Origin of the sequence: Actinomycetospora rhizophila, assembly GCF_042657905.1 — a bacterium.
Lineage (GTDB): Bacteria > Actinomycetota > Actinomycetes > Mycobacteriales > Pseudonocardiaceae > Actinomycetospora > Actinomycetospora rhizophila.
The window spans coordinates 281,837-304,265 of record NZ_JBHSKG010000001.1 but is presented as its reverse complement, the minus strand read 5'-3'; the positions used below and the strand labels follow the sequence as shown (position 1 = coordinate 304,265).

The window sequence follows — 22,429 nt, the reverse complement described above, 5'->3', positions numbered from 1 at the left end:
GGTGGGGGCGGAGCCGTGGGAGCGAGGGTCACCCCCGCTGCGTGCCGGGCAGCCGGGGTGACCCTCGCTGCGTCCTCAGGGCCGCGGCGCCGGGCGGTGCGGCACCGGCGGGGCGGGCGGGGCCACCGGGCCCGGGCCCGGGTCGGGCGCCGGCGGTGGGCCGCCGTGGCGCGCCGGGGGCGGGACCGCAGCTCCGGGCCGGGCCGGCACCGGCGCGGGCGCCGGACCCACGGGGCCGCGCATCGGCGGGCGCGGGCGGGGCACCCGGGCACCGCGCCGCGCCGGCGGGCGGCCGCCGGGGCGCACGCCGACCGGACGCGGAGCCGGACGCGGGGCCGGGCCCGGAGCCGGACGCGGAGCCGGGTGAGGAGCAGGACGCGGAGCAGGCCGGGGCGCGGGCCGCGGCGCGACGGGCTGCGGCATCGGGCGACCGGCCCGCTCGCGGCCGGGGACGACGGGGCGGGGCGGCACCGGCGCGCCGAGCGGCACGCGGGGGGCGGGGACGGCGCGCACGACGGTGGTGCCCGCGGCCAGCGCGGCGACGGGGAAGACGTGGCGGGCCTCGGTGGCCGGGTTGCCCCGCCACACCGCTCGGGCGCCCATCTCCTCGCCCTTCATGAGGAACGCGTCGGCCTCGAGCACCGCGCCGTCGCCGATCGTCGTCCCGTAGTGCACGAACGACTTGAGGCCGAGGGTGACGCCGTGGCCGACGTGGATGCGGTCGGACTTGAAGACGCCGTCCTCCAGCGAGTGGCCCTGCAGGACCGCGAGGGCGCCGAGCACCACGTCGTCGCCGACGGTGGTCAGGCTCTTCTCCGGCATGATCGCGCCGTCGTCGAGCACCCGGCGGCCCATCCGGACGCCGGCCAGGCGCCACAGCATCGGGTTGAACGGGGTGCCGGTGAACGGCGGCGTCACGAAGAGCTTCCACAGCCGCTCGTGGCGCCAGAACTCCTTCTCGTAGATGCCGCCCTCGCGCGGCTCCAGCGACCGGAAGCCGAGCACGGCGCGCTCGGCGAGCACCGAGGACAGCACCAGCACCAGGCCCACGACCGCCATCCCGGCGGCGACGACGGGGGTGCCGAGGTCGCCGTAGAGGTCGGCGGCGACGGCCAGCGCCACCAGCGAGACCGCGAACTGGGCCCAGCGGAAGGCCAGGACCCCCAGGATGCCCCGCGCGTTGTGGCGGTTCTTGGCCTTCAGCAGGCGCCGCAGCTCCGCGGGGTCGGTCGGCACCGCCGAGGACGCCCCCGACGGGCCGCCGCGCGGGATCTCGATGGCCGGCGAGCCCAGGAGGCCCACGTCGGAGCGCACCGGGCCGTCGATCGGGACCAGCGCCTTCGTCGCCAGCAGGACGTTGTCACCGACGCGTGCGCGGCTGGGGAACACGACGTCGTTGCCGACGAAGTTGCGCTCGCCGATCACCAGCGGCGACACCCGGAACGAGGAGCTCGAGAAGTCCGCGTTGGCCAGCGACAGACCGTCGGAGATCATGGTGCCGGTGCCGATGCGCACCAGGTGCGGCGCGTCGTGCTTCATCTCGGTGCCGAAGTTCGAGCCGGTCTGCTCGACGCGGCCGAGGTCGTAGCCCAGCGCCCGCACGAACGTCACCGCGAACGAGCTGTCGCCGAACAGCAGCATGAAGAACCGCGAGTTGCTCAGCGACGTGATCACGTTCTGCACGACGTGGTGGACGCCGTAGAGCGCGTAGACCTTGCCGGGCGTGACCACGCGGGACAGCAGACGCGGCACGGTGACCATCACCAGCAGCGACCCGACGACCAGGGCGCCGAACAGCACCACCGAGGCGATCAGCAGGACGAGGTAGAAGCCGGCCGAACCGATCGCGTCGTGGCCGGGGGCGAGCACCTGGTCGACAGCCGGGACGATGGTCAGCGCGACGACGCCGACCCCGAAGGCCACCGGGAGCGCCAGCATCGCCAGCAGCTGCAGCGCGCTGTAGACGACCTTGCGCAGCGGGCCGCAGGGGGTGGGGCCGACGGCCCGGTAGTCGGTGGACGTGGGGCGTGCCGGCGAGCCGTGCCAGCGCTGGCCGCCGGGGACGGCCTCGCCGGTGTGCAGGGCGGACGCGTTGCCGAGCTGGGCGCCGTCGCCCATCGTGGTGCCGACCTCGAGCACGCTGCCCTCGCCGACGACCGCGTAGCGCCCGATGCTCACCGGGCCGGTCTGCACGGCGCCGGCCACCACGCGGTACGCGGTGAACGAGGTGTCCTTGCGGATGACCGTGCCGTCACCGATGGACAGCAGGTCGGTGGCGACCGGGACGATCCGGGACAGGATCAGGACGCTGTGCCCGATCTTCGCGCCGAGGGCGCGCAGGAAGACGTTGTAGAGCGGCGAGCCGACGAAGAACACCAGCGGGCTGGTGCGGATCAGCAGCTTCACCGTCCAGAAGCGCAGGTGGTCGAGGCTCCAGAGCCTGATCGACCGTGTGGTCCACCGGCCGATGAGCAGCCACTTGGCGGCGATCGGCAGCAGGCAGTAGCCGACGAAGGCGCCGACCGCGAAGACGATCGCGCGCTGGTAGGTCTCGGCGTAGCCGTCGGCGGCGACGATCCAGCGGTAGGCGCGGTCGAGCAGGAACGCCGAGAGGGCCAGCAGGGCGACGAACACCCCGAGCTGGGCGACGCCGGTCCAGGCGTACGCGCGGGAGCTCGCGGGGCCGACGGGCGGCGCGGTCACGACCGCCGCCGGCGGCGTGGCGCGCCCGCCGCCGTCGACCGACGCGGCGCCGAAGGCGGTCGCCAGGCCCCGGATCGTGCGGTGCTCGTAGATGTCGCGCATGGACACCGTGGGCAGGTCGTCGCGCTTGCGTAGCTTCCCGGTGAACTGGGACATGAGCAGCGACGTGGCGCCCAGGTCGTCGAAGAAGTGGGCGTCGACCGACACCTTCTCGACGCCGAGGACCTCGGCCAGCACCGCGGCGAGGCCCTCCTCGGTCGGGTTGGTCGCGGCGACGTGCTCCTGGGCCGCCCCGCCGCCGCGGCGCGCACGGGGCGCCGGCAGGTTCTTGCGGTCGGCCTTGTCCGAGGTGGTCATCGGCATGACGTCGAGGTGCTCGAGGTAGGCCGGGACCATGTACTTGGGCAGCCGCTCGCGGAGCATCTCGGCGATCTGCTCCTGGTCGAGCGACGGGGTGTCGGTCCGCAGCGTGTAGTAGCCGACCAGCTCGACCACGCCGGGCTCGGGCTCGTGGGTGTCGACGACGGCCTGCGCGATGCCGGGCACCTGCAGCAGCACCGACTCGATCTCGGTCAGCTCGATGCGGTAGCCGCGGATCTTGACCTGCAGGTCGATCCGGCCGTGGTACTCGATCTCGCCGTCGGCGTTGACCCGGCCGAGGTCGCCGGTGCGGTAGATGCGCTGCGACGGGTTGCCGGGGATGCCGAGGAAGTCGGGGATGAAGACCTTCGCGGTCTTCTCGGGGTTGTTGACGTAGTCGCGGGCCAGCCCGATGCCGGCGATGCCGATCTCGCCGACCTCGCCGTGGGGCAGCGCGACCGGCTCGCCCTCGGTGCTCAGGATGACCGTGGAGTAGGTCGGCAGCGGCACCCCGATGGTGACGTCGCGGTCGGGGTGCACCTCGGTCCAGGTCGCGGTGACGGTGGCCTCGGTGGGGCCGTAGACGTTGAGGAAGCGGCGGTCGGGCCGGTACCAGCGCGCGATGAGGTCCTGGGGGCACGCCTCGCCGGAGACCAGCAGGAAGCGCAGCGCCGGGACGTCCTCGTCGAGGGTCGCGAGCAGCGTGGGGACGCAGCACATCGCGGTGACCCCGCGCTCGACCAGGAACTCGTGCAGGTCGACGCCCAGCAGGCTCGCCCCCGGCGGCTTGGGGACGAGCGTGGCGCCGACGGCCCACGGCACCCAGATCTCCTCGATGGAGAAGTCGAAGGCGATGGTCAGGCCCTGGTAGACGCGGTCCTGCTGGCGGATGCCGTAGACCTCGGCCGCCACGCGGACGAAGTTGCAGATGCTGGCGTGCTCGATCGCGACGCCCTTGGGCCGGCCCGTCGAGCCGGACGTGTAGATGATGTAGGCGAGGTCGTCGGTGGGGGCGCCGCGCTCCTCGTCGCGCACCGGACGGGTGTCCAGCGCGGCGATGCGGGGCAGGTCGTCGTCGACGCACAGCCACGGCGCGCCCGGGCCCCCGTCGAGCTCCCAGCCGTCGCGGACGTGGGACAGCGAGAGCACGCGGGTGGCCTCGGCGTCGCCGACGATGTAGGCGATGCGGTCCTCGGGGAAGCCCACGTCGAGCGGGATGTACGCGGCGTGGATCTTCAGCACCGCGAGCATCGCGACGTAGGAGTGCACCGGCCGGTCGAACAGCAGCGCGAGACGGTCGCCGGCCCGGACGCCCTGGGCGAGCAGGTGGCGGGCGAGCTGGTTGGCGCGCCCGTCGAGCTGCGCGTACGTCAGCCGCTCCTCGCCGGTGTCCACCGCCAGGTGGTCGGGGCGGGCGAAGCGCATCATCCACGCGACCTGCTCCTCCCAGACCTCGTGGAGGCGCTCGCCCGCGCGCCCGCGCCGGGCCTGCGGGTAGCGGGGGTCGATGAGCACGTTCCCGACGGCGCTGTCGACCGCCCTGCCGACGGCGGCGTGTGCGCCGTTCGCTTCCTGGCCGGTGTGCGCGATCATGGCGGGTGGCTCCTCGGGACGGAGGTGTGGCGAGTGGCTCCGAGCCTGTCCCCGGCACGCGCCCGCGACGAGGGGGAGCGCCCGTCACCGGCACGGGCCGCCCCCCGGGTCGGGGTGGGGTTCTCCCCCCGCGCGCGGGCCACCGCGGTCGTGCTCGTGCTCGCCGCGCTCGCCGTGGGCTGCGGCGGCGGCGGCGGGGCCTCGGGCGAGCCCGGCGAGGCCTACGGCGACGCCGTGCCACCGGAGCGTCCCGTCGTCGAGCTGGCGTTCGACGTCGCGCCCGACCTGCGCTCGGTCACCGGCACCGAGACGGTCCGGTTCACCCCCGACCTCGAGGTCTGCGAGCTCGTGTTCCGCGCCTGGCCGAACACGCCGACGATGGCGACCGCCGGCTCGTCCCTCACGGTCACCGACGCGACCGTCGGCGAGGCCCCGGTCGCGCCGGAGGTCACCGCGGCGGGGGCGCCGGCCGGCGCGCCGGGCACGATGATCACGCTCCCGCTGCCCGGGTGCGTGGCGCCGGGCACGACGGTGACCGCCCGGCTCGGGTTCCGCCTCGTCCTGGGCGTCGACGCCGACGAGCGGGTGGCGAGCTCCCCGTCCACGGGCACCGCCTGGTTCGGCTCGGGCTACCCGCTGCTCGCCTGGGAGCGCGGCCGGGGGTGGGCGCGCGAGCCCGCGGTACCGATCTTCGGGGAGTCGGCGACCAGCGAGGACGCCGACACCACGGTCACCGTCACCGCCCCGGCCGGGCTCGTGGTGCTCGGCCCCGGCGTCGCCGAGCCGGTCACCGAGGGTCCGCCCGGCCGCGCCGTGCACGGGTTCCGCGCGCCCGCGGTGCGCGACGTCGCGATCGCCGTCGGGCGCTACGCGGTGCAGGAGCGCGACGTCGACGGGGTGCGGCTGCGCCTGGCGACCCCGCAGACCGGCACCCGGGTGCCGCCCGCGCAGTGGGCCGACGCGCTGGCCGCGGCGATCACCGCGCAGAGCCGCCTGCTCGGCCCCTTCCCGTACGCCGAGCTCGCGGTGGCGATCACGCCCGGCCAGAGCGACGGCACCGAGTTCCCCGGCGCCCTGCAGTTCGGCGACGTGGGCGCCCGCCAGCTCCGCGCGCTGGTCGCCCACGAGGTCGCCCACCAGTGGTTCTACGGGCTGGTCGGCAACGACCAGGCCCGCGACCCGTGGCTGGACGAGTCGTTCGCGACGGCCGTCGAGGCCCTCACCGCCGACGGCGACTACTCCGCCGACGACGTGGACCCCGCGCTCGTCGGCCGCCTCGGCGACCCCATGACGGCGTGGGCGGCCGACGGCGGGTTCCGCGCCTACGTCGACGGCGTCTACGAGCAGGGCGCCGCCGCGCTGCTGGCCGGCCGCGCCGCCGACCCCGAGGGCTTCGACGCGGCCCTGCGCGGCTACGTGGCGACCAACGCGCACCGGGTCGTCACCCCCGCCGCGGTGCGGGAGGCCTTCGCCGGCCAGCCCGCCGTGATCGACGCGCTCACCGAGGCCGGCGCCTTCACCGGCGGCCGCTGACCGGGGGTGGCCACCCCGGGGCGGCGCCGGGGACGGTCCGGCGCGGCGCGGCGGCGAACGGGTCGAGGTGCCGCGGCAGCGGCGGGCCGGGCGGCACGGGGAGCCCGCGGATCGGGCCGGTGGGCGCGTCGTCGGTGCGGGCCGGCGGCGGGGCAGGCCGGGACGGTGGACGGACGGGGGGACGGGTCGGCTCCGGCACCCCGTCCTCGCGCCCGGCCGCCACCGCCGCGCGGGTCGCGAGCGTGCCCGCGAGCGCCTCCAGCGGGCCGCGCGAGAACCGCCGGCGCCACAGGAACGCGGCGGCGAACAGCAGCAGGGCCTGCCCGACGTACTCGGGCACCGAGTCTCCCTGGGAGAAGTCCGACCCCATGAACGCGGCGTGCACCACGTACAGGGTCAGCGTCATCGACCCGGCGGCGACCAGCGGCGCCTGCAGCGCGTCGCTCACCCGGCGCACCCCGCCCGGCAGGTGGCCCAGGAGCAGGAACGCGCCGAGGACGGCCAGCGAGGAGCCGATGGTGGCCGCGAGGTCCAGGGGCGTGCCGGAGTGCGGCGTCGCGGTGGCGAGCCACCACACGTCGCCCGGGGGCACGGCGCCGTCCGGGCCGAGGGTGAGGACCTCGGTGACGGTCGCCGGGTCGAGACCGCTCTGCGCGGTCAGGCGCGCGGCGCCGCCGAGGGGGCCGAGCAGCGCCCAGGACAGCGCCGACCCGGCCGCGGCCAGAGCGGCGCCGAGCCCGATCAGGATCCCGGCGACCCGCGCCGACGACAGCGTCAGCCGGCCGACCCCGAGGCCGACGGCGATGTAGGCCATCCACGTCAGCGCCGGGTAGCTGCCGGTCAGGAGCAGCTCGAGGACCACGCCGACCGGGTCGTCGACCAGGGACACGAAGCCGATGTTGTCCCCGGACGGCTCCGGCAGCCCCGCCCGCACCAACTGGCTGACGAACGGCACGACGAGCGCCACCGCCGCGCCGGTCACGAGGACGGCGCGGGTCGAGAGGAACACCAGCGGGATCGCGAGCAGGAACATCACGGCGTACGCGGGGAGGATCACCGCGATCGCGGTCTCGGAGTCGATCCACCCGAGGCCGACCACGCCGATGGCGCCGATGACGCCCGCGCGGGTCAGCAGGGTCGCGACGGCGGCGCGCCCGGACGGCCCGCGGGTCACCTGACGGCGGCGGGTCATGAACGCGATCGCGACGCCGGCCAGCACCGCGAACAGCGCGGCCGAGCGGCCGCCGGCGACGAGCTGGGTGACCGACGGGTCGCCCGTCTCCGTCGTCTCGGAGAACGAGTGGACGGCCATCATGCCGAGCAGGGCGACGCCGCGGGCGGCGTCGACGCCGAGCAGGCGCGCCTTCGTGGGAGGTGGGCTGGTGGGCGGGCGCGGGGTCGGGCGCGCCGCGGTGTCCGGGTGCATGTCCTCTTGGTAGGGCGCCAGCGGACCCCGGCCCATCGTGTCCGCCCCCGCCCACCGGGAGCTGTCCCTACCCCGACACGCCGATCGCGGATTCTCGGGAGATATCGGACGGGCGCTAGACGGGCCCATAGTGTGTGAGAGCCATGGACCCCGTGCGGAACCCCTACGCCCCCGGCGCGGGGCAGCGGCCGCCAGAGCTCGCCGGCCGCGACCGCGAGATCGACGCGTTCGACGTCGTGCTCGAGCGGGTCGCGCGGGGCCGCCCCGAGCGCAGCCTCGTGCTCACCGGCCTGCGCGGGGTGGGCAAGACGGTGCTGCTCGGCGAGCTGCGCTCGATGGCCGTCCGCGCGGGCTGGGGCGCGGGCAAGCTCGAGGCCCGCCCGGACGCCGACCTGCGCCGGCCGCTGTCCGCCGCCCTGCACCGGGCGGTCCGCGACCTCGCGGTGCACCACCGCGCGCCCGACCGCGTCGAGGAGACCCTCGGGGTGCTCAAGGCGTTCGCGCTCAAGGCGACGCCGTCCGACGCGAAGATCAAGGACCGCTGGCAGCCGGGCATCGACGTCGCGGTCCGCCACGGCCGGGCCGACTCGGGCGACATCGAGATCGACCTGGTCGAGCTCTTCGGGGTGTGCGCCGAGCTCGCCGCCGATGTCGGTGTGGGCATCGCGCTGCTCATCGACGAGATGCAGGACCTGCGCGACGACGACGTCTCCGCGCTCTGCGCCGCCTGCCACGAGCTCTCGCAGTCGGGCGCGCCGCTGGTGGTGGTCGGCGCCGGCCTGCCGCACCTGCCCGCTGTGCTCAGCGCGTCGAAGTCCTACTCCGAGCGGCTCTTCCGCTACGCGATGATCGGCCAGCTCGACCGCAAGGACGCCGACCTCGCCCTGACCGTGCCCGCCGAGCGCGAGGACGCGGAGCTCACCGAGGCCGCGCTCGACGCGCTCTACGAGGTCTCGGGCGGCTACCCGTACTTCGTGCAGGCCTACGGCAAGGCCGCCTGGGACGCGGCTGTGCGGAGCCCGATCGACGCCGACGACGTGCGGGTGGCCGCCCCGGAAGCGGGCACGGAACTGGCCGTCGGGTTCTTCGGCTCGCGCTACGAGCGCGCCACGCCCGCCGAGCGCGAGTACCTGCAGGGCATGGCCGAGCTCGCCGAGGGTCGCGACGAGCCGGTGACGACGTCGGCGCTGGCCCAGCACCTCGGCCGCAAGCCCTCGTCGCTCTCACCGGCGCGCGACAGCCTGCTGCGCAAGGGCCTCGTGTTCTCCGCCGAGCGCGGCTGGATCGCGTTCACCGTGCCCCACTTCGGGCGCTTCCTGCTCGGCCGCGACTGACGGCACCCCACCCCGTACTACTCCGAACGCGTGAACTCGAGGCAGGCTCGGTAACGCCGCCCCGTCCGGGGACGAACTCCCCGGCGAGCCCCGTGGCGCTGCCGGACCCCCGACCTGGCAGGGCCACGGGGCGTGCCACGTTCCGGGGCTCTCTCCGGCCCGTTCGGTGGCCCGTGAGCACCTTTTCGGCCGCGGGCCCTGCGCTCCGGGCGGATTCGGGCGCCCCGTACGATCCCGGCGTGTCGGATCCCAGGCTGGAGATCCAGATGCTCCACGACCGTGTGATGGTCGCCCCCGTCCAGGGCGAGGGCGAACGTCGCAGCAGCGGAGGCATCGTGATCCCGGCGACCGCCCAGCCCGCCAAGCGACTGGTGTGGGGCGAGGTCTTCGGCACCGGACAGCACGTGCGCAGCGTGTCGGTGGGCGACCGCGTGCTGTACGCGCAGGACGACCACTTCGAGGTCGACGTCACCGGGCGCACCTACGTCGTGCTCCGCGAGCGCGACCTGCACGCCGTCGCGAGCGAGACCAGCGAACCGACCAGGAGCTCGAGCGGGACGGGGTTGTACCTGTGACGTCACCAGGGGGGCGCACGCCCGAGGACACGGCCGTCGATCCGGAGGCGCCCGGCGCGTCCGACGCCCTCGACGAGCCGACCCGGGCCATGTCCGGCGAGCCCGTCGGGTCGACGCCCGGGACCGGGGAGGTCGAGACCTCGTCCGAGCCGGCGCACGCCGCGGCGACGACCGACCCCGACCGCACCGCCTGGATCCCGACGGTCCCCGGGGACGGGCCGCCCCCCGGCGCCCACGAGGCCTCCCCGTCGGGCGGCCGGCGCCGGCGCCCCGTGCTGATCGGCGCGGCCGTCGTCGGGCTGCTCGCGGTGCTCTACGTCGGCGACCTGCTGCTCTCGTCCACCGACGTGCCGCGCGGCGTCGCCGTCGCCGGCGTCGAGATCGGCGGCATGAGCAAGCCCGAGGCCGAGGACGCGCTGCGCGCGCAGCTCTCCGGCCGCACCACGGAGCCGGTGGCCCTGCAGGCCGGCACGGCCTCGGCCACCGTCGACCCCCGCGCCGCGGGCCTCGAGCTCGACGTCGAGGGCACGATCGCCCGCGCCGGCGAGCAGCCCTTCAACCCGTGGACGCGGCTGACCTCGCTGTTCGGCACCCGCGACGTCGCCCCGGTGACCCGCGTCAACGCCTTCGCGCTCGGCCAGGCGCTCGACGGGGTCCGCCCTCAGCTCGACCGCCCCGTCGCCGAGGGCACCGTGCGCTACGAGGGCGTCGACCCCGTCGCGGTCCCGTCGGTGCCGGGCTCGGTCGTCGACGGCGCCACCGCGGGCCAGGCCGTCGTCGACCACTGGCTCGACCCGGCGCCGGTGGCGCTGCCGGTCACCGAGACGCCGGTGACCGTGACCCCCGAGGGCATCCAGCGCGCCATCGACGGCTTCGCCCGCCCGGCCGTGGCCGGGCCGCTGACCGTCGTCGGCGACGCCAAGAACGCCACCGTCACCACCCGCGCGATCACCTCGTTCGTCCGGTTCACCCCCGACGGGCGCGGCGGGCTGACCCCCGGCATCGACGAGCCGGCCGCGATCGCCGCGATCGAGCCGCAGCTCCGGACGACCGAGGCCGAGCCGCGTGACGCCACGCTCGCCTTCAACGGCGCGGCGGCGACCGTCGTGCCCGCGGTGGTCGGGCGCGAGATCGACTGGCCGCGGACGTTCTCCGGGGTCGTCGAGGCGCTGGGCCGCCCCGACGGCGAGGCGCCGCCGGTGTTCACCCCGCCGCCCACGGCGCCCGGCGCCGAGCCCGCGTCGCCGCCGCCGGCCACCGGGCGCGCGATCAACGCCGTCTACACGACCACCCAGCCCGAGGTGACCACGGAGTCGCTCGCGGCGCTGGGCCCCGCCGAGATGATCGGCGAGTTCACCACCCGGGGCTTCAAGCCCGACTCGGGCCAGAACATCCGGCGCGTCGCCGAGATCGTCAACGGCCAGGTCATCGCCCCGAACTCGGTGTTCAGCCTCAACGAGGCCTCCAGCCCCCGCAACGAGGCCAACGGCTTCGTCCCGGCCGGGATCATCGACGACGGCGCCCCGGGGCGCGGCGTCGGCGGCGGCGTCTCGCAGTTCGCCACGACGCTCTACAACGCCGGCTACTTCGCCGGCCTGCGGAACGTCGAGCACAAGGAGCACAGCTACTACATCAGCCGCTACCCGGCGGGCCGCGAGGCGACGGTCTTCGAGGGGTCGATCGACCTGCGCCTCGGCAACGACGGGCCCACCCCGATCTACATCCGCACGCAGTGGACCCCGTCGTCGATCACGGTGCAGCTCTACGGCATCAAGCGCTACGACGTCACCTCGGAGCCGGGCCCTCGCACCAACCAGACCCCGCCCGGCGTGCGCGACCTCGGGGGCAACCCCGAGTGCAACGCCTCCCAGGGGTCCGAGGGCTTCACGATCACCGACACGCGGGTGCTGCGTGACGTGCGTACCGGCGAGGTCCGTCGGGAACCACGTACCGTGCGCTACGAACCCCAGCCCACCGTCACCTGCAACGGCCCGTGAGCGCCTCCTCGGAGTACCCCGACCGCGGCTCCGGCCGCTCCGACGGCGGCTCCTCGGCCGGCGAGGCCGCGTCCCGGGTCGCCGACCGGGCCCGCACCGAGCTCTCCGGGCTCGGCCGCCGCTCCGGGGAGGGCGAGGCCCCGCACCGCGCCGTCGAGCTGCTCGGGCGCGTCGGCATCGTCGGCTACGGGCTCGTGCACGTGCTGATCGGGGTGCTCGCCGTCCAGGTCGCGATCCAGGGCAACGGGCAGGCCGACCAGCAGGGCGCGCTGGCCACGATCGCCGGCGAGCCGTTCGGGTTCGCCGCGATCGTCGTGGTCGTCGTCGGCCTCGTCGCCTTCGCGATCTGGCAGGGCCTGGCCGCGGCCACCGGTTTCCGCTGGACCTCGGGCCGCGAGCGGCTCCAGAAGCGTGTCGGCGCGGGCGCCAAGGCCATCGCGGTCCTCGCCCTCGCCGTGGTCGGCGTGCGCCTGCTCGTCACCGGCTCGTCGGGCTCGAGCGCCGGGGGGTCGCAGGAGACGACGGCCGGGCTGCTCGCGCTGCCGGGGGGCCAGGTGATCGTCGGCCTGATCGGCCTCGTCGTCATCGTCATCGCGTGCGCCACCGGCTACACCGGGATCGCCCGCAACTTCTCCGACGACCTCGACTACTCGCGCCTGCCCCGCCGGCTGCGCCGCCCCGTCGAGATCCTCGGCGTCGTCGGGCACGTGGCGCGGGCCGTGGCGTTCGCGGTGGTCGGCGTGCTGTTCGGGATCGCGGCGCTGCACGCCGACCCGGCCCAGGCCAGCGGGCTCGACGGCGCGCTGAAGACGCTCGCCGGCCAGCCCTACGGCGTGGTGCTGCTGATCCTGGTCGCGCTGGGCTTCGCGGCGTTCGGGGTGTTCACGATCGCCGAGGCGCGGGCGCGCCGGATCTGATCCGCTCCCGCAGCGCGATGGCGTCGAACGGGGCGTGCACCTTGACGTCGTTGTCGAAGTAGACGACGACGTCGCGACCCCCCGGGGCCTGCGGCGGCGGGTCGTCGGGCGCCACGGTGTCCTCCGACGGCGACGCGGCGTCGGCCGCCCAGGCGCGGATGCGTCCGGCCCAGCGGTCCAGGGCGGCGGCGCCGTAGCCGCTGGCGTAGAGCTCGGTGTCGCCGTGCAGGCGGACGTAGACCAGGTCGGCGGTCACGTCGTCGAGGCGCGGGAACGTGCCCGCGGTGTCCGAGACGACGTTCGCCACCCCGTGGCGGCGCAGCTGGGCGACGAAGCCGGGGTCGCGGAAGGTCGCGTGCCGGACCTCCATCGCGTGCCGCAGCGGGCGGTCGGCGTCGGTCGCGGTCCAGGGCTCGGGCACCTTGTCGGTGTGGCCGGCGGCCATCGCGGCGGCCTCGCCGGTGGTGTGCGGCAGCAACGCCAGGAAGTCCTCGATGCGCTGCGCGTCGTACCCGAGCTGCGGCGGGAGCTGCCACAGGATCGGTCCCAGCTTGGGGCCCAGGGCCAGCGGGCCGGAGGCGAAGAAGTTCGCCAGACCCTCCTCGACGCCGCGCAGCTTCTTCATGTGCGTGACGAACCGCCCGCCCTTGACCGCGAACACGAAGTCGTCGGGCGTGCGCTCGGCCCACGTCCGGTAGCTCGAGGCGCGCTGGAGCGAGTAGAACGAGCCGTTGATCTCGACGGTGTCGAGGCGTTCGGCGAGGTAGGTCAGCTCACGACGCTGGACCAGGCCCTCCGGGTAGAACACCCGCCGCCAGGGCGGGTAGATCCACCCGGAGGTCCCGATGCGCACGCGTACGTGAGTGGTATGGGTCGTCATGACGACCCGTACCACTCACGTGGCGGAGCCATCAGAAGGCTGCCACGTCCAGCTCCATGATCGAGTTCTCGGCGCCCTCGATGATCGCCCGGCGCGCGGTGAGCTCGGGCAGCACGGTGCGGGCGAAGAAGCGCGCGACCGCGATCTTGCCCTCGTAGAACGCCCGGTCGCGGCCCGCCGTGCCGGCGTCGAGCGCCTGCCCGGCCACCTCGGCCTGGCGCAGCAGCAGCCAGCCGATGAGCATGTCGCCGACGCTGAGCAGGAAGCGGACGGCGTGCTGGCCGACCTTGTAGAGGTTGGTGACCTCCTCCTGCGACGAGGTCAGGAAACCGACCATCGCCCCCAGCGACGCCTGCACGTCGCCCAGCGCGGTGGCGAGCAGCGCCCGCTCCTCCTTCAGCCGCCCGTTGCCGCCCTCGGCGTCGAGGAACGCCTGGACCTGGCCGGCGACGTGCATGAGCGCCTGGCCGTTGTCCCGGACGATCTTGCGGAAGAAGAAGTCCTGCGCCTGGATCGCCGTCGTGCCCTCGTACAGCGAGTCGATCTTGGCGTCGCGGATGTACTGCTCGAGCGGGTAGTCCTGCAGGTAGCCCGAGCCGCCGAGGGTCTGCAGCGCCTGGATGAGCTGCTCCGACGCCCGCTCCGACCCGACGCCCTTGACGATCGGCAGCAGCAGGTCGTTGACCTTCTCGGCGAGCCGGATCTCCTCCGGGGAGACCGCACCGCGCTCGGCCTCGGGCGCCTCGCCGAACCGGATGACGTCCTGGTAGGTCGCCGTGAACCCGTACACGGCGCGCAGGCCCTCGGCGTACGCCTTCTGCGTCATGAGGCTGCGGCGCACGTCGGGGTGGTTGGTGATGGGGACGCGCGGGGCGGTCTTGTCGGTCTGCTTGGTGAGGTCGGCGCCCTGGATGCGCTCCTTGGCGTACTCGAGCGCACGCAGGTAGCCCGTCGACAGGGTGCCGATGGCCTTGGTGCCGACCATCATCCGCGCGTACTCGATGACCTGGAACATCTGCGCGATGCCGTCGTGCACCTCGCCGAGCAGCCAGCCGACCGCGGGGGTGCTCGTCGCGCCGAGCGTCAGCTCGCAGGTGGCCGACGCGTTGAGGCCCATCTTGTGCTCGACGTTCGTGACGTAGGCGCCGTTGCGCTCGCCCAGCTCACCGGTCCGGTCGTCGAAGTGGAACTTCGGGACGAGGAACAGCGAGAGGCCCTTGGTGCCCGCCTTCGCGCCCTCGGGGCGGGCGAGCACCAGGTGCATGATGTTCTCGTGGAGGTCGCCCGAGTCACCTGAGGTGATGAAGCGCTTGACGCCCTCGATCGACCAGGAGCCGTCGCCGTTGTCGCGGGCCTTGGTGCGCCCGGCGCCCACGTCGGAGCCCGCGTCGGGCTCGGTGAGCACCATCGTGGCGCCCCAGCCGCGGTCGACCATGAGCTGCGCCCAGCGCTTCTGCTGCTCGGTGCCGTTGCGGTAGACCACCGAGGCGAAGTTCGGGCCCGCCATGTACATGAACACCGGCGCGTTGGCCCCGAGGATCATCTCGCCGGCCGACCACTGCACCGAGGGCGGGACGCCCATGCCGCCGATGGCGTTGTCGGCCGACAGCCGCCACCACTCGCCGTCCCACAGCGCCCGGTAGGACTTCTTGATGCCCTCGTCGAGGTGGGCGGTGTTGGTGGCCGGGTCGAAGCGCACGGGGTTGCGGTCGCCGGACTCGTACGAGTCGGCCAGCGGTCCCTCGGCCATCGACGCGACCTCGCCCAGCAGGGCGCGGGCGGTCTCCTCGTCGGCGTCGGCGAACGGACCGGACCCGAACCGGTCCTGGACGCGGAAGACCTCGAAGAGGTTGAACTCGATGTCGCGGACGTTCGCCCGGTAGTGGCCCATCCCGCCTCGCTCCTCACCCCGTGGTGGTCGGCCAGCGGTTCTACCGACCGGTAACCGCACACTATTACCCGCAGGTAACCGCTGTCGAGGACGCTCCGGGCACCGTCGACCGTGCGAGACTCCGCGAACACCGACCGCAGTCGAGGGAGGAGCCGGTGAGGGGGCGGCGATCACGGGGGTCCCCCGACGTCCGCACGTGGCTCGCCGGTGTCGACCCGGGTCTCACGCGCCTGCGCCTCGCCTCGATCGCGGTCGCCGCGATGGTCCTCGCGGTCGGCGTCGTGGCGGCCGTCCGCGCGCTACTGGCCCCCGCCGAGCCCGTCACCGTCCTGCTGTTCGCGGGCGTGCTGGCGATGGTCTCCAACCTCGCCGTCAACGAGCCCGACCTGCCCCGACGGCGGGTCACCACCGCGCTGATGCTCCTGCCCGCGGCCGCCAGCACGGTCGCGGGCGCGTTCGTCGCGCCCTACCGCGTCCCCGCCGCGGCGGCGTTCGTCGCGGTGATGGTGGCCGCGGTCTGGGTGCGCCGGTACGGCCCCCGCGGGTTCGCACTCGGCATGGCGGGCTTCATGCCGTTCTTCTTCACCCAGTTCCTCCGGGTCGCGCCGGCGCAGGTGCCGTGGCTGCTCGTCGCCGTGGTGATCGGGATCTCCTCGACCCTGCTGCTGCGCGGCCTGGTGTTCGCCGAGCGCCCGGCGCGCACGCTGCGCCGGATGGTCACCGCGTTCCGCGCCCGGGCGCACGCGCTGGTCGGGGCCACCGACGTGGTGCTCGCGGACATCGGGCAGGGCGGCCCGGACGAGCGTGACCTCGAGGCCCTGCGCCGCACCCGCGCCCGTCTCCAGGAGGTGTCGCTGCTCGTCGAGGACACCCTCGAGCAGACCACCGCCGGACGCGTGTGGCCCGGCCTCGAGGACGACACGCTGGCCCTGCGCGTCGCCGACGCGGAGCTCGCGCTCGAGCGGCTCTCCGTCGTCACCCGGCGGCTGGCCCTGCCGCAGCGCGACGAGCCCGAGGAACCGATCGACCCGGTCGTGATCGCGGCGCTGCGCACCGGGCTGCGGCACCTCCGGACCGCGCTGACGGCCGGGCAGGAGCACCTCGCGATCCTCGAGGCCGCGAACGACGCCCGCGCCGCGGTCGCCGGGCTCGTCGCCGACACGCGGCCCGGCCGCGAGCGGGTCCAGCGCACCGCCTTCGCCGTGCGCCGCGTCGCCGACGCGATCCACCACGCGCAGGTCGACGCCCCGTCGCGGCGCCCCGACGGCGGCGCGCCCCGCGCGGCGGCCGGACGGCCCGGGCCCCCGCCCCCGCCGGCCGGGGGCGCGCCGGCCCCCGACGCGCTCGCCCACCGGTCGGTGTCCGCCGACGCGTCCCCCGACCTGCCCCCCGACGAGCGCCCGGGCCCGGCGTCCGACCGTCCCGAGGACGACGACGTCCGCCGCGAGACGGAGCGGAGCGGGAGTCGACCCACGGCTCCCGGGACCGACCCCGCCCCCGCCGCGTCCACCGGGGGGATCGCGCTGTCGACCCGGCAGGCCGTGCAGGTCGGGGTCGCGGCGACGCTGGCGATCGTCGTCGGCGAGATGATCGCGCCGTCGCGCTGGTACTGGGCGGTGATCACAGCATTCGTCGTCTTCGCGGGCACCAACAGCCGCGGTGACCTGCTCTCCCGCGGCTGGGGCGGGTGCTCGGCACGGTCGGCGGCGTCGTCGCCGGGATGGGGCTCGCCGCGCTGGTCGGCGGCAACACGCTGCTCTCGCTGCTGCTGCTGGGCGTCTGCGTCTTCCTCGCGCTCTACCTGGTGCGGGTGTCGCCCTCGATGCTCGCGTTCTGGATCACCGCGGTGCTGGCGCTGGTCTACGGGCTGATCGGGCAGTTCAGCGTGCAGACCCTCGTGCTGCGCATCGAGGAGACCGCCATCGGGGCGGCCGCGGCCGTGGTGGCCGCCTTCCTCGTCCTGCCGCGCGGCACCCGGGCGGCGTTCGGGGAGGCCGTGGGCGACGTCGTCGACGCCATGGACCGGGTGCTGGCCGAGGCGACCGACCGGCTGGTCGGCCGCCGGCCGGGCACGCCGCCCCGGGAGGGCGTGCGGGCGATGGACGACGCCCTGGCCACCCTGCGCCTGCGCGCCCAGACCCTCGCCGCCCCGTTCGCCCGCCGCCGCGCGCGGTCGAGCTACCAGCGCGGGCTGCGGGTGCTCGTCGTCTGCGACGTCTACGCGCGCTCGCTGGCCCGCACCGCCGACCAGGTCGCCGACCCCTCGTGGGCGGCGACGCTCGACCCGGCGGCCGAGCGGGTGCGGGCCAACCTCGACGGGCTGCGCGACGTCCTCGTAAGCGGCCGGCGGGCCTCCGACGGCGGGCGGGTGCGGGCGCGCTCCGCCGAGCGGCTCGTCGACGCCGCCGAGGAGCACGCCGCGCGCACCGACGACCCGCACCGCCGCACGGCGATGCTCACCGCCGCCCGCCTGCTGCGCCGCATCGACCAGGCGGTGGTCGGGCTCGCCGTCGACCTGGGGGCCGCGGAGGACCCGGACGACGAGCCGGGCCGGGACGCTCAGGCGCCGAGCACCGCGTCGAGCGCGGGAGTGGCGAACACCCGGTCGGGGTCGTAGTCGTCGCGGACCCGACGGAAGTCGGGCAGGCGCGGGTAGGCCGCGGCGGTGTCCTCGGCGGTCCAGTCGGAGCGCGACGCCCAGTGCGGGCGGCCGCCGTGGTCGCGCAGCACGCGCCAGGCGCGTTCGAGGACGGGACCGTGGTCGGTGCCGCGGGGGACGCGCACGGCCACCCAGCCGGTGGCCCGGTCGTGGGCGGGGTGCAGCCATCCGGTCTCGGGCGGCCCGACGCGCAGGCGCACGGGGAGCCCGACCTCGAGGCCGTCGTCGGCGAGCGCGGCGAAGAGCTCCCGCGCCCCCGCGGCCAACGCGGCGCGGGGCAGCGCCCACTCGGTCTGCTCGAAGCGGACCGCGGGCGGGCTGGAGAGCACCCGGTGCATGGGGCCGGTCGCGGTGACGGTGCGGGCGAGGCGGGACACCGCGCGGTTGAAGCTCGGCACGAGGCGCGGGAGGGCGCGCTCGACGAGGGTGGCGCCGCCCAGGGCGGTGCGTCCGGTGGCCCCGGCGACCGTGACCCCGACGGTGCGCTCGGGCCCGTCGGCGTCGTCGTCGTCCTCGTCGTCCTCGGCGTGCTCGGGACGGGGCTCGAGCCAGCGGGTCAGCGCCGTGCCCGCCGACGGGAACACCGCCGCCTCGACCACGGGGTGCGCGGTCCAGAAGTCGGGCTCGAGCACCTCGTCGACGGGGCGGGGCTCGCGCGTGACCCGGACGCGGCCGGCGGGCACCACCGCGAGCTCGGCCTCCAGCACCACGCCCAGGGCGCCGAGCGAGGTGCGGGCGGCGTCGAGGTCGGCGGCGGTGACGTCACGCAGGCGCCCCCGGCCGTCCACGAGGCGCAGGGCCACGACCGCGGCGGACAGCGACCCGACGGCCGACCCGCTGCCGTGCATGCCGACGGCCAGCGCCCCGCCGACGGTGGGCGCGGCGAGCTCGAGCGGCGCCGCGAGCGCGAGGCCACGGTCGGCGAGCTCGTCGTGCAGCCGGGCGAGCGTGGTGCCGGCGCGGACGCGCACCGTGGGCCGGTCGCCCCGGTGGCCGATGCCGGTGACGCCGCTGAAGGCGGAGAGGTCGACGTGCACGCCGTCGGTGACGGCGAGCGCGCTGAAGGAGTGCCCGGCGCCGACCGGGCGGACGGCCTGGCCCCGCTCGGCGGCCCGGCGCACGACCGCGGAGACCCCGCTGTCGTCGAGCGGGCGCACCGTCGCCGTCGGCCGGCACTCCTGGCCGCCGGACCAGTTCGTCCACACGGGCGCCACCCTAGGGGCTCACGCCACCGCACGAGCGCGGTGCGGCGGGCCGGACCGGTGCAGGGGCCGCCACCGCGGCGACGGCCCCCTGCGGGGTCAGGACGCGATCGCGCCGATCGCGACGTCGACGCCGTCGACGACGTTCCGGCGCACCTTGTCCCCGGTCTCGCGGAGCTTGTCGCCGACGTCGTCGGACGAGCCGGTGAGGTCGCTCGTGCGCTCGGCGAGCTTGCGGGCGGCCCGGCGGCCGCGCCAGCCCAGCGACGGCTTCCCGCCGGTGTCCACGGCGGCGAGGACGAGCCCGCCGAGGATGCTGACGTTCTTGAGGAACTGCTGCTGGTCGGCCTGCTTCTCCGCCGGGTCCGACTTCTCCCAGAACGGGTGGCCGGCGACCGTGGTCGGGACGAGGGTCGCGGCGAGCGCCAGCGACGCGAGCCGGGGGAACCTGTTGATCGCCAGCAGCGACCCGGCCGCGATCTTCACCCCGGCGTCGATCTTGACCAGCTGGTGGGGCTCCGACGGGACCTGATCGGGCAGGCTCGGCGCGGCCTTCTCCAGCAGCGGCGTGGCCTTCTGGATGCGTGGCTCGGGGTTGAGCAGGGTGTCGACCCCGCCCTTGATGAAGATGGCGGCCAGCATGGGCCGGGCGAGACGACGGACGATCACGGGAAGCGACCTCCACGGGGCGCGACGGACAGCTCGGGCGCGGCGCCGGGACGGGCTCGGCGGGGCCGGCGGGGCCGCCCAGGGCCGATGAGAGGCCGCAGCATAGTCCCGCACCGCCTCGCCCGAGCCGGTCCGCCCGCAGCGCCGGTCGCCCCGGTGGGGCGACTCGACAGTCGGTACCCGTCGGCGGCGTCAGCGACGCAGCGCGTGCCGTCCGCCGCGGAGCTCCTCGCGCCAGGCGTGCCGCCCGCCCTCGCCGCGCGCCTCGTCGGCCCGGGGACGGCGGCGGCGCTCGGCGCGGCGGCGCAGCTCGTCCTCGGGGGACTCGTCGAGGCCGGCGGCGCTCGACCCGTCCACCGCGGGCGGGGGGACCGTCGGGACCTCCGCGAGGCCGCGGCGACGTCCCGAGGGGTCCTGCACCGGCAGCGGGCCGGAGCCGGGGTGCGGCTCGGGCACCGCGAGCGCGTCGCGGTCGCGGTAGGCGCGCCGGGGGCGCGTCCGGTCCTCGGTCAGCTCGTGGAAGATCGGGGTCGGCTCGGCCCCGGGGTCCCCGAGGGTCGCCAGGGCCCGGTCACCGCGCACCGCCCGCGGCGCCGTCGGCTCGGCGCGCCGCAGCGCCCCGATGCCGGCGCCCGGGCGCTCCAGCGGCGAGGGCTCGTCCCACACCCACGTGCCGTACGCATCCAGTCGCCACCCGCCGGCCCCGGAACGCGCTTCCCCGGACGCCAGTTCGTCTCGCCACACCCACACGATCTCTCGACCTCCCCGACTGCTGATCGTTCAGCCCGTTCTCGCCACACCGCCGAACGGCGCAACGACATCGAGCGTCTGGCCCCACCAACGGCAGCCGGGGCGGTGGGACTGAGGGGCGGATCCGGTCTCGTTTTCCGCGACACGGCCTTTCGCCCGCGACACGCCGACGGATCCCTCGTCTGTGTGTCACCCCGATAGCGGCATCGACGTTTCGGGGCGGGCCACATCGGGCCGCAGCGACCGTCGACCTGCGCCGCGGCGCGCCAGGCACGACGATCGCCTCGTGCGATGCGTGGTCACCGGGGCGACCGGATACATCGGCGGGCGACTGGCCCCGCGGCTGGCGGCGGAGGGCCACCACGTGCGGTGCGTCGTGCGCGATCCCGACAAGATGCGCGACGTCCCGTGGGCCGAGCAGGTCGAGATCGTGCGCGGCGACGTGCTCGACGAGGAGTCGATGCGGCGCGCCTGCGAGGGCGCCGACGTCCTCTACTACCTGGTGCACTCGCTGTCCGAGCGCGGTTTCGCCGCCGTCGACCGGCAGGCCGCCATGATCAGCGCGCAGGCCGCCCGCGAGGCCGGCGTGTCCCGGATCGTCTACCTCGGCGGCATGCACCCCGACGGTGTCGAGCTCTCCGAGCACCTCGCGTCGCGCGCCGAGGTCGGCGAGATCTTCCTGCGCTCCGGCGTGCCCACCGTCGTCCTGCAGGCCGCGGTGATCCTCGGGTCGGGGTCGGCGAGCTTCGAGATGCTGCGCTACCTCACCGAGCGGCTCCCGGTGATGCTCACGCCGTCCTGGGTGCACCACCGGGTCCAGCCCATCGCGATCCGCGACGTCCTGCACTACCTCGTGCGCGTCGTGGACGTCCCGCCCGAGGTGAACCGCACGTTCGACATCGGCGGCCCGGACGTGCTGACCTACCTGCAGATGATGGAGGGCTTCGCCGAGGTCGCGGAGCTGCCGAAGCGCACGATGCTGCCGGTCCCGGTGCTGACGCCGCGGCTGTCCTCGCACTGGGTCAACCTCGTGACGCCCGTGCCGCGCTCGACCGCGGTGCCGCTCATCGACTCGCTGGTGCACGAGGTCGTCGCCGGCGAGCACGACATCGACACGTTCATCGCGCGGCCCGAGGGCGGGCTGACGGGTTTCCGGCGCGCCGTGTCGCTCGCGCTGGCCCGCATCGGCTCCGGGCAGGTGGAGACGCGCTGGAGCGGCGCGAACGCCACCTACGCGCCGTCGGACCCGCTGCCCTCGGACCCCGAGTGGGCGGGCGGCACGGTCTACACCGACGTCCGCGAGCGCCCGTCGACGGCGTCGGTGGAGAACGTGTGGCACATCGTCACCGGCATCGGCGGCGAGCGCGGCTGGTACTCGTTCCCGCTCGGCTGGTGGGCGCGCGGGGTGCTCGACCGCCTCTTCGGGGGCGTCGGCCTGCGGCGCGGGCGGCGCGACGCCGACTCGCTCAAGGTCGGCGACGCCCTCGACTGGTGGCGCGTCGAGGAGTGCTTCGACGAGCACTCGGAGCACCGCGAGGCGGTCAACGGGCCCGCGATGCTCCCGGGCGAGCGCCTGCTGCGCCTGCGCGCGGAGATGAAGGCGCCGGGGCTCGCGTGGCTCGAGCTGCGCGTCGCGCCGACCGCGGAGGGCTCGCTGTACCGGCAGCGGGCGATCTTCTTCCCGCACGGGCTCGCGGGGCACGCCTACTGGCGCGTCATCGCCCCGTTCCACGTCCTGGTCTTCGGCGGCATGGAGCGGCGGATCGTGGCGGCCGCCGAGCGGGCCGAGCGCGGCGAGGACCCGGACCCGCCGACCGGCCTGGTGGCGCGCCTCAAGGACCGCCGCGCGCGTCGTGACGCGGAGCGGGCGCGGCCGGCGGTGCGCACCGGGTCCTGAGCACGTGAGCGAACTCCGGGGCGATGGCCCCGAAGTTCGCTCA

At 75.4% G+C, this 22,429-nt stretch carries 14 protein-coding genes; 7 read left to right on the top strand and 7 right to left on the bottom strand.

Going from position 1 to position 22,429, the window contains the following annotated elements; genetic code table 11:
• Positions 1-75: 75 nt before the first annotated feature.
• Entirely contained in the window at positions 76-4,656 is a 4,581-nt protein-coding gene (locus ACFPK1_RS01480; RefSeq protein WP_378019113.1) for a Pls/PosA family non-ribosomal peptide synthetase, read from the bottom strand.
• A 33-nt stretch (positions 4,657-4,689) separates the two neighbouring features.
• Between ACFPK1_RS01480 and ACFPK1_RS01475 the strand changes: the two genes are divergently transcribed.
• Positions 4,690-6,189, top strand: a complete 1,500-nt coding sequence (locus ACFPK1_RS01475) for a M1 family aminopeptidase (protein ID WP_378019112.1) — start codon at positions 4,690-4,692, stop codon at positions 6,187-6,189.
• Here ACFPK1_RS01475 and ACFPK1_RS01470 read toward each other — a convergent pair.
• Complete coding sequence (locus ACFPK1_RS01470) at positions 6,173-7,651, bottom strand: heparan-alpha-glucosaminide N-acetyltransferase domain-containing protein (protein WP_378019111.1); 1,479 nt, start codon at positions 7,649-7,651, stop codon at positions 6,173-6,175. The two genes, ACFPK1_RS01475 and ACFPK1_RS01470, sit on opposite strands and share 17 nt — an antisense overlap.
• Positions 7,652-7,758: 107 nt before the next feature.
• Here ACFPK1_RS01470 and ACFPK1_RS01465 point away from each other — a divergent pair, with 107 nt between their 5' ends.
• From ACFPK1_RS01465 to ACFPK1_RS01450, 4 genes are all read left to right on the top strand, one after another.
• The gene (locus ACFPK1_RS01465) at positions 7,759-8,949 is read left to right on the top strand and encodes an AAA family ATPase (protein WP_378019110.1); all 1,191 of its coding nucleotides are present in this window, start codon (positions 7,759-7,761) and stop codon (positions 8,947-8,949) included.
• A 239-nt stretch (positions 8,950-9,188) separates the two neighbouring features.
• On the top strand, positions 9,189-9,524 hold the full coding sequence (locus tag ACFPK1_RS01460; RefSeq protein WP_378019109.1) for a GroES family chaperonin: 336 nt from the start codon (positions 9,189-9,191) through the stop codon (positions 9,522-9,524).
• Positions 9,521-11,521 (top strand): VanW family protein, encoded by a 2,001-nt coding sequence (locus ACFPK1_RS01455; protein WP_378019108.1) that lies wholly within the window; start codon positions 9,521-9,523, stop codon positions 11,519-11,521. Before ACFPK1_RS01460 ends, ACFPK1_RS01455 begins: the two co-directional genes overlap by 4 nt.
• The gene (locus tag ACFPK1_RS01450) at positions 11,518-12,438 is read left to right on the top strand and encodes a DUF1206 domain-containing protein (RefSeq protein ID WP_378019107.1); all 921 of its coding nucleotides are present in this window, start codon (positions 11,518-11,520) and stop codon (positions 12,436-12,438) included. Before ACFPK1_RS01455 ends, ACFPK1_RS01450 begins: the two co-directional genes overlap by 4 nt.
• Here ACFPK1_RS01450 and ACFPK1_RS01445 read toward each other — a convergent pair.
• A complete protein-coding gene (locus ACFPK1_RS01445; RefSeq protein ID WP_378019106.1) occupies positions 12,404-13,318 on the bottom strand; it encodes a DUF72 domain-containing protein in 915 nt (304 codons plus the stop codon). The genes ACFPK1_RS01450 and ACFPK1_RS01445 overlap by 35 nt on opposite strands.
• Positions 13,319-13,349: 31 nt before the next feature.
• Positions 13,350-15,209: an acyl-CoA dehydrogenase gene (locus ACFPK1_RS01440; RefSeq protein ID WP_378019105.1), complete on the bottom strand. Its 1,860-nt coding sequence runs from the start codon at positions 15,207-15,209 to the stop codon at positions 13,350-13,352.
• Positions 15,210-16,896: 1,687 nt separating this feature from the next.
• On the opposite strand from ACFPK1_RS01440, the gene ACFPK1_RS01435 reads away from it, so the two are divergent.
• Entirely contained in the window at positions 16,897-17,826 is a 930-nt protein-coding gene (locus ACFPK1_RS01435) for an FUSC family protein (protein WP_378019104.1), read from the top strand.
• On the opposite strand, the gene ACFPK1_RS01430 is transcribed toward ACFPK1_RS01435, so the two are convergent.
• The 3 genes from ACFPK1_RS01430 to ACFPK1_RS01420 form a co-directional block, all read right to left on the bottom strand.
• Positions 17,769-19,073: a D-arabinono-1,4-lactone oxidase gene (locus ACFPK1_RS01430; RefSeq protein ID WP_378019103.1), complete on the bottom strand. Its 1,305-nt coding sequence runs from the start codon at positions 19,071-19,073 to the stop codon at positions 17,769-17,771. The two genes, ACFPK1_RS01435 and ACFPK1_RS01430, sit on opposite strands and share 58 nt — an antisense overlap.
• Before the next feature lie 96 nt (positions 19,074-19,169).
• Entirely contained in the window at positions 19,170-19,739 is a 570-nt protein-coding gene (locus tag ACFPK1_RS01425; protein ID WP_378019102.1) for a DoxX family protein, read from the bottom strand.
• A gap of 192 nt (positions 19,740-19,931) precedes the next feature.
• Positions 19,932-20,405, bottom strand: coding sequence for a hypothetical protein (locus ACFPK1_RS01420; protein WP_378019101.1), 474 nt, complete (start codon positions 20,403-20,405; stop codon positions 19,932-19,934).
• A gap of 370 nt (positions 20,406-20,775) precedes the next feature.
• Between ACFPK1_RS01420 and ACFPK1_RS01415 the strand changes: the two genes are divergently transcribed.
• Complete coding sequence (locus tag ACFPK1_RS01415) at positions 20,776-22,386, top strand: SDR family oxidoreductase (RefSeq protein ID WP_378019100.1); 1,611 nt, start codon at positions 20,776-20,778, stop codon at positions 22,384-22,386.
• Positions 22,387-22,429 lie beyond the last annotated feature (43 nt).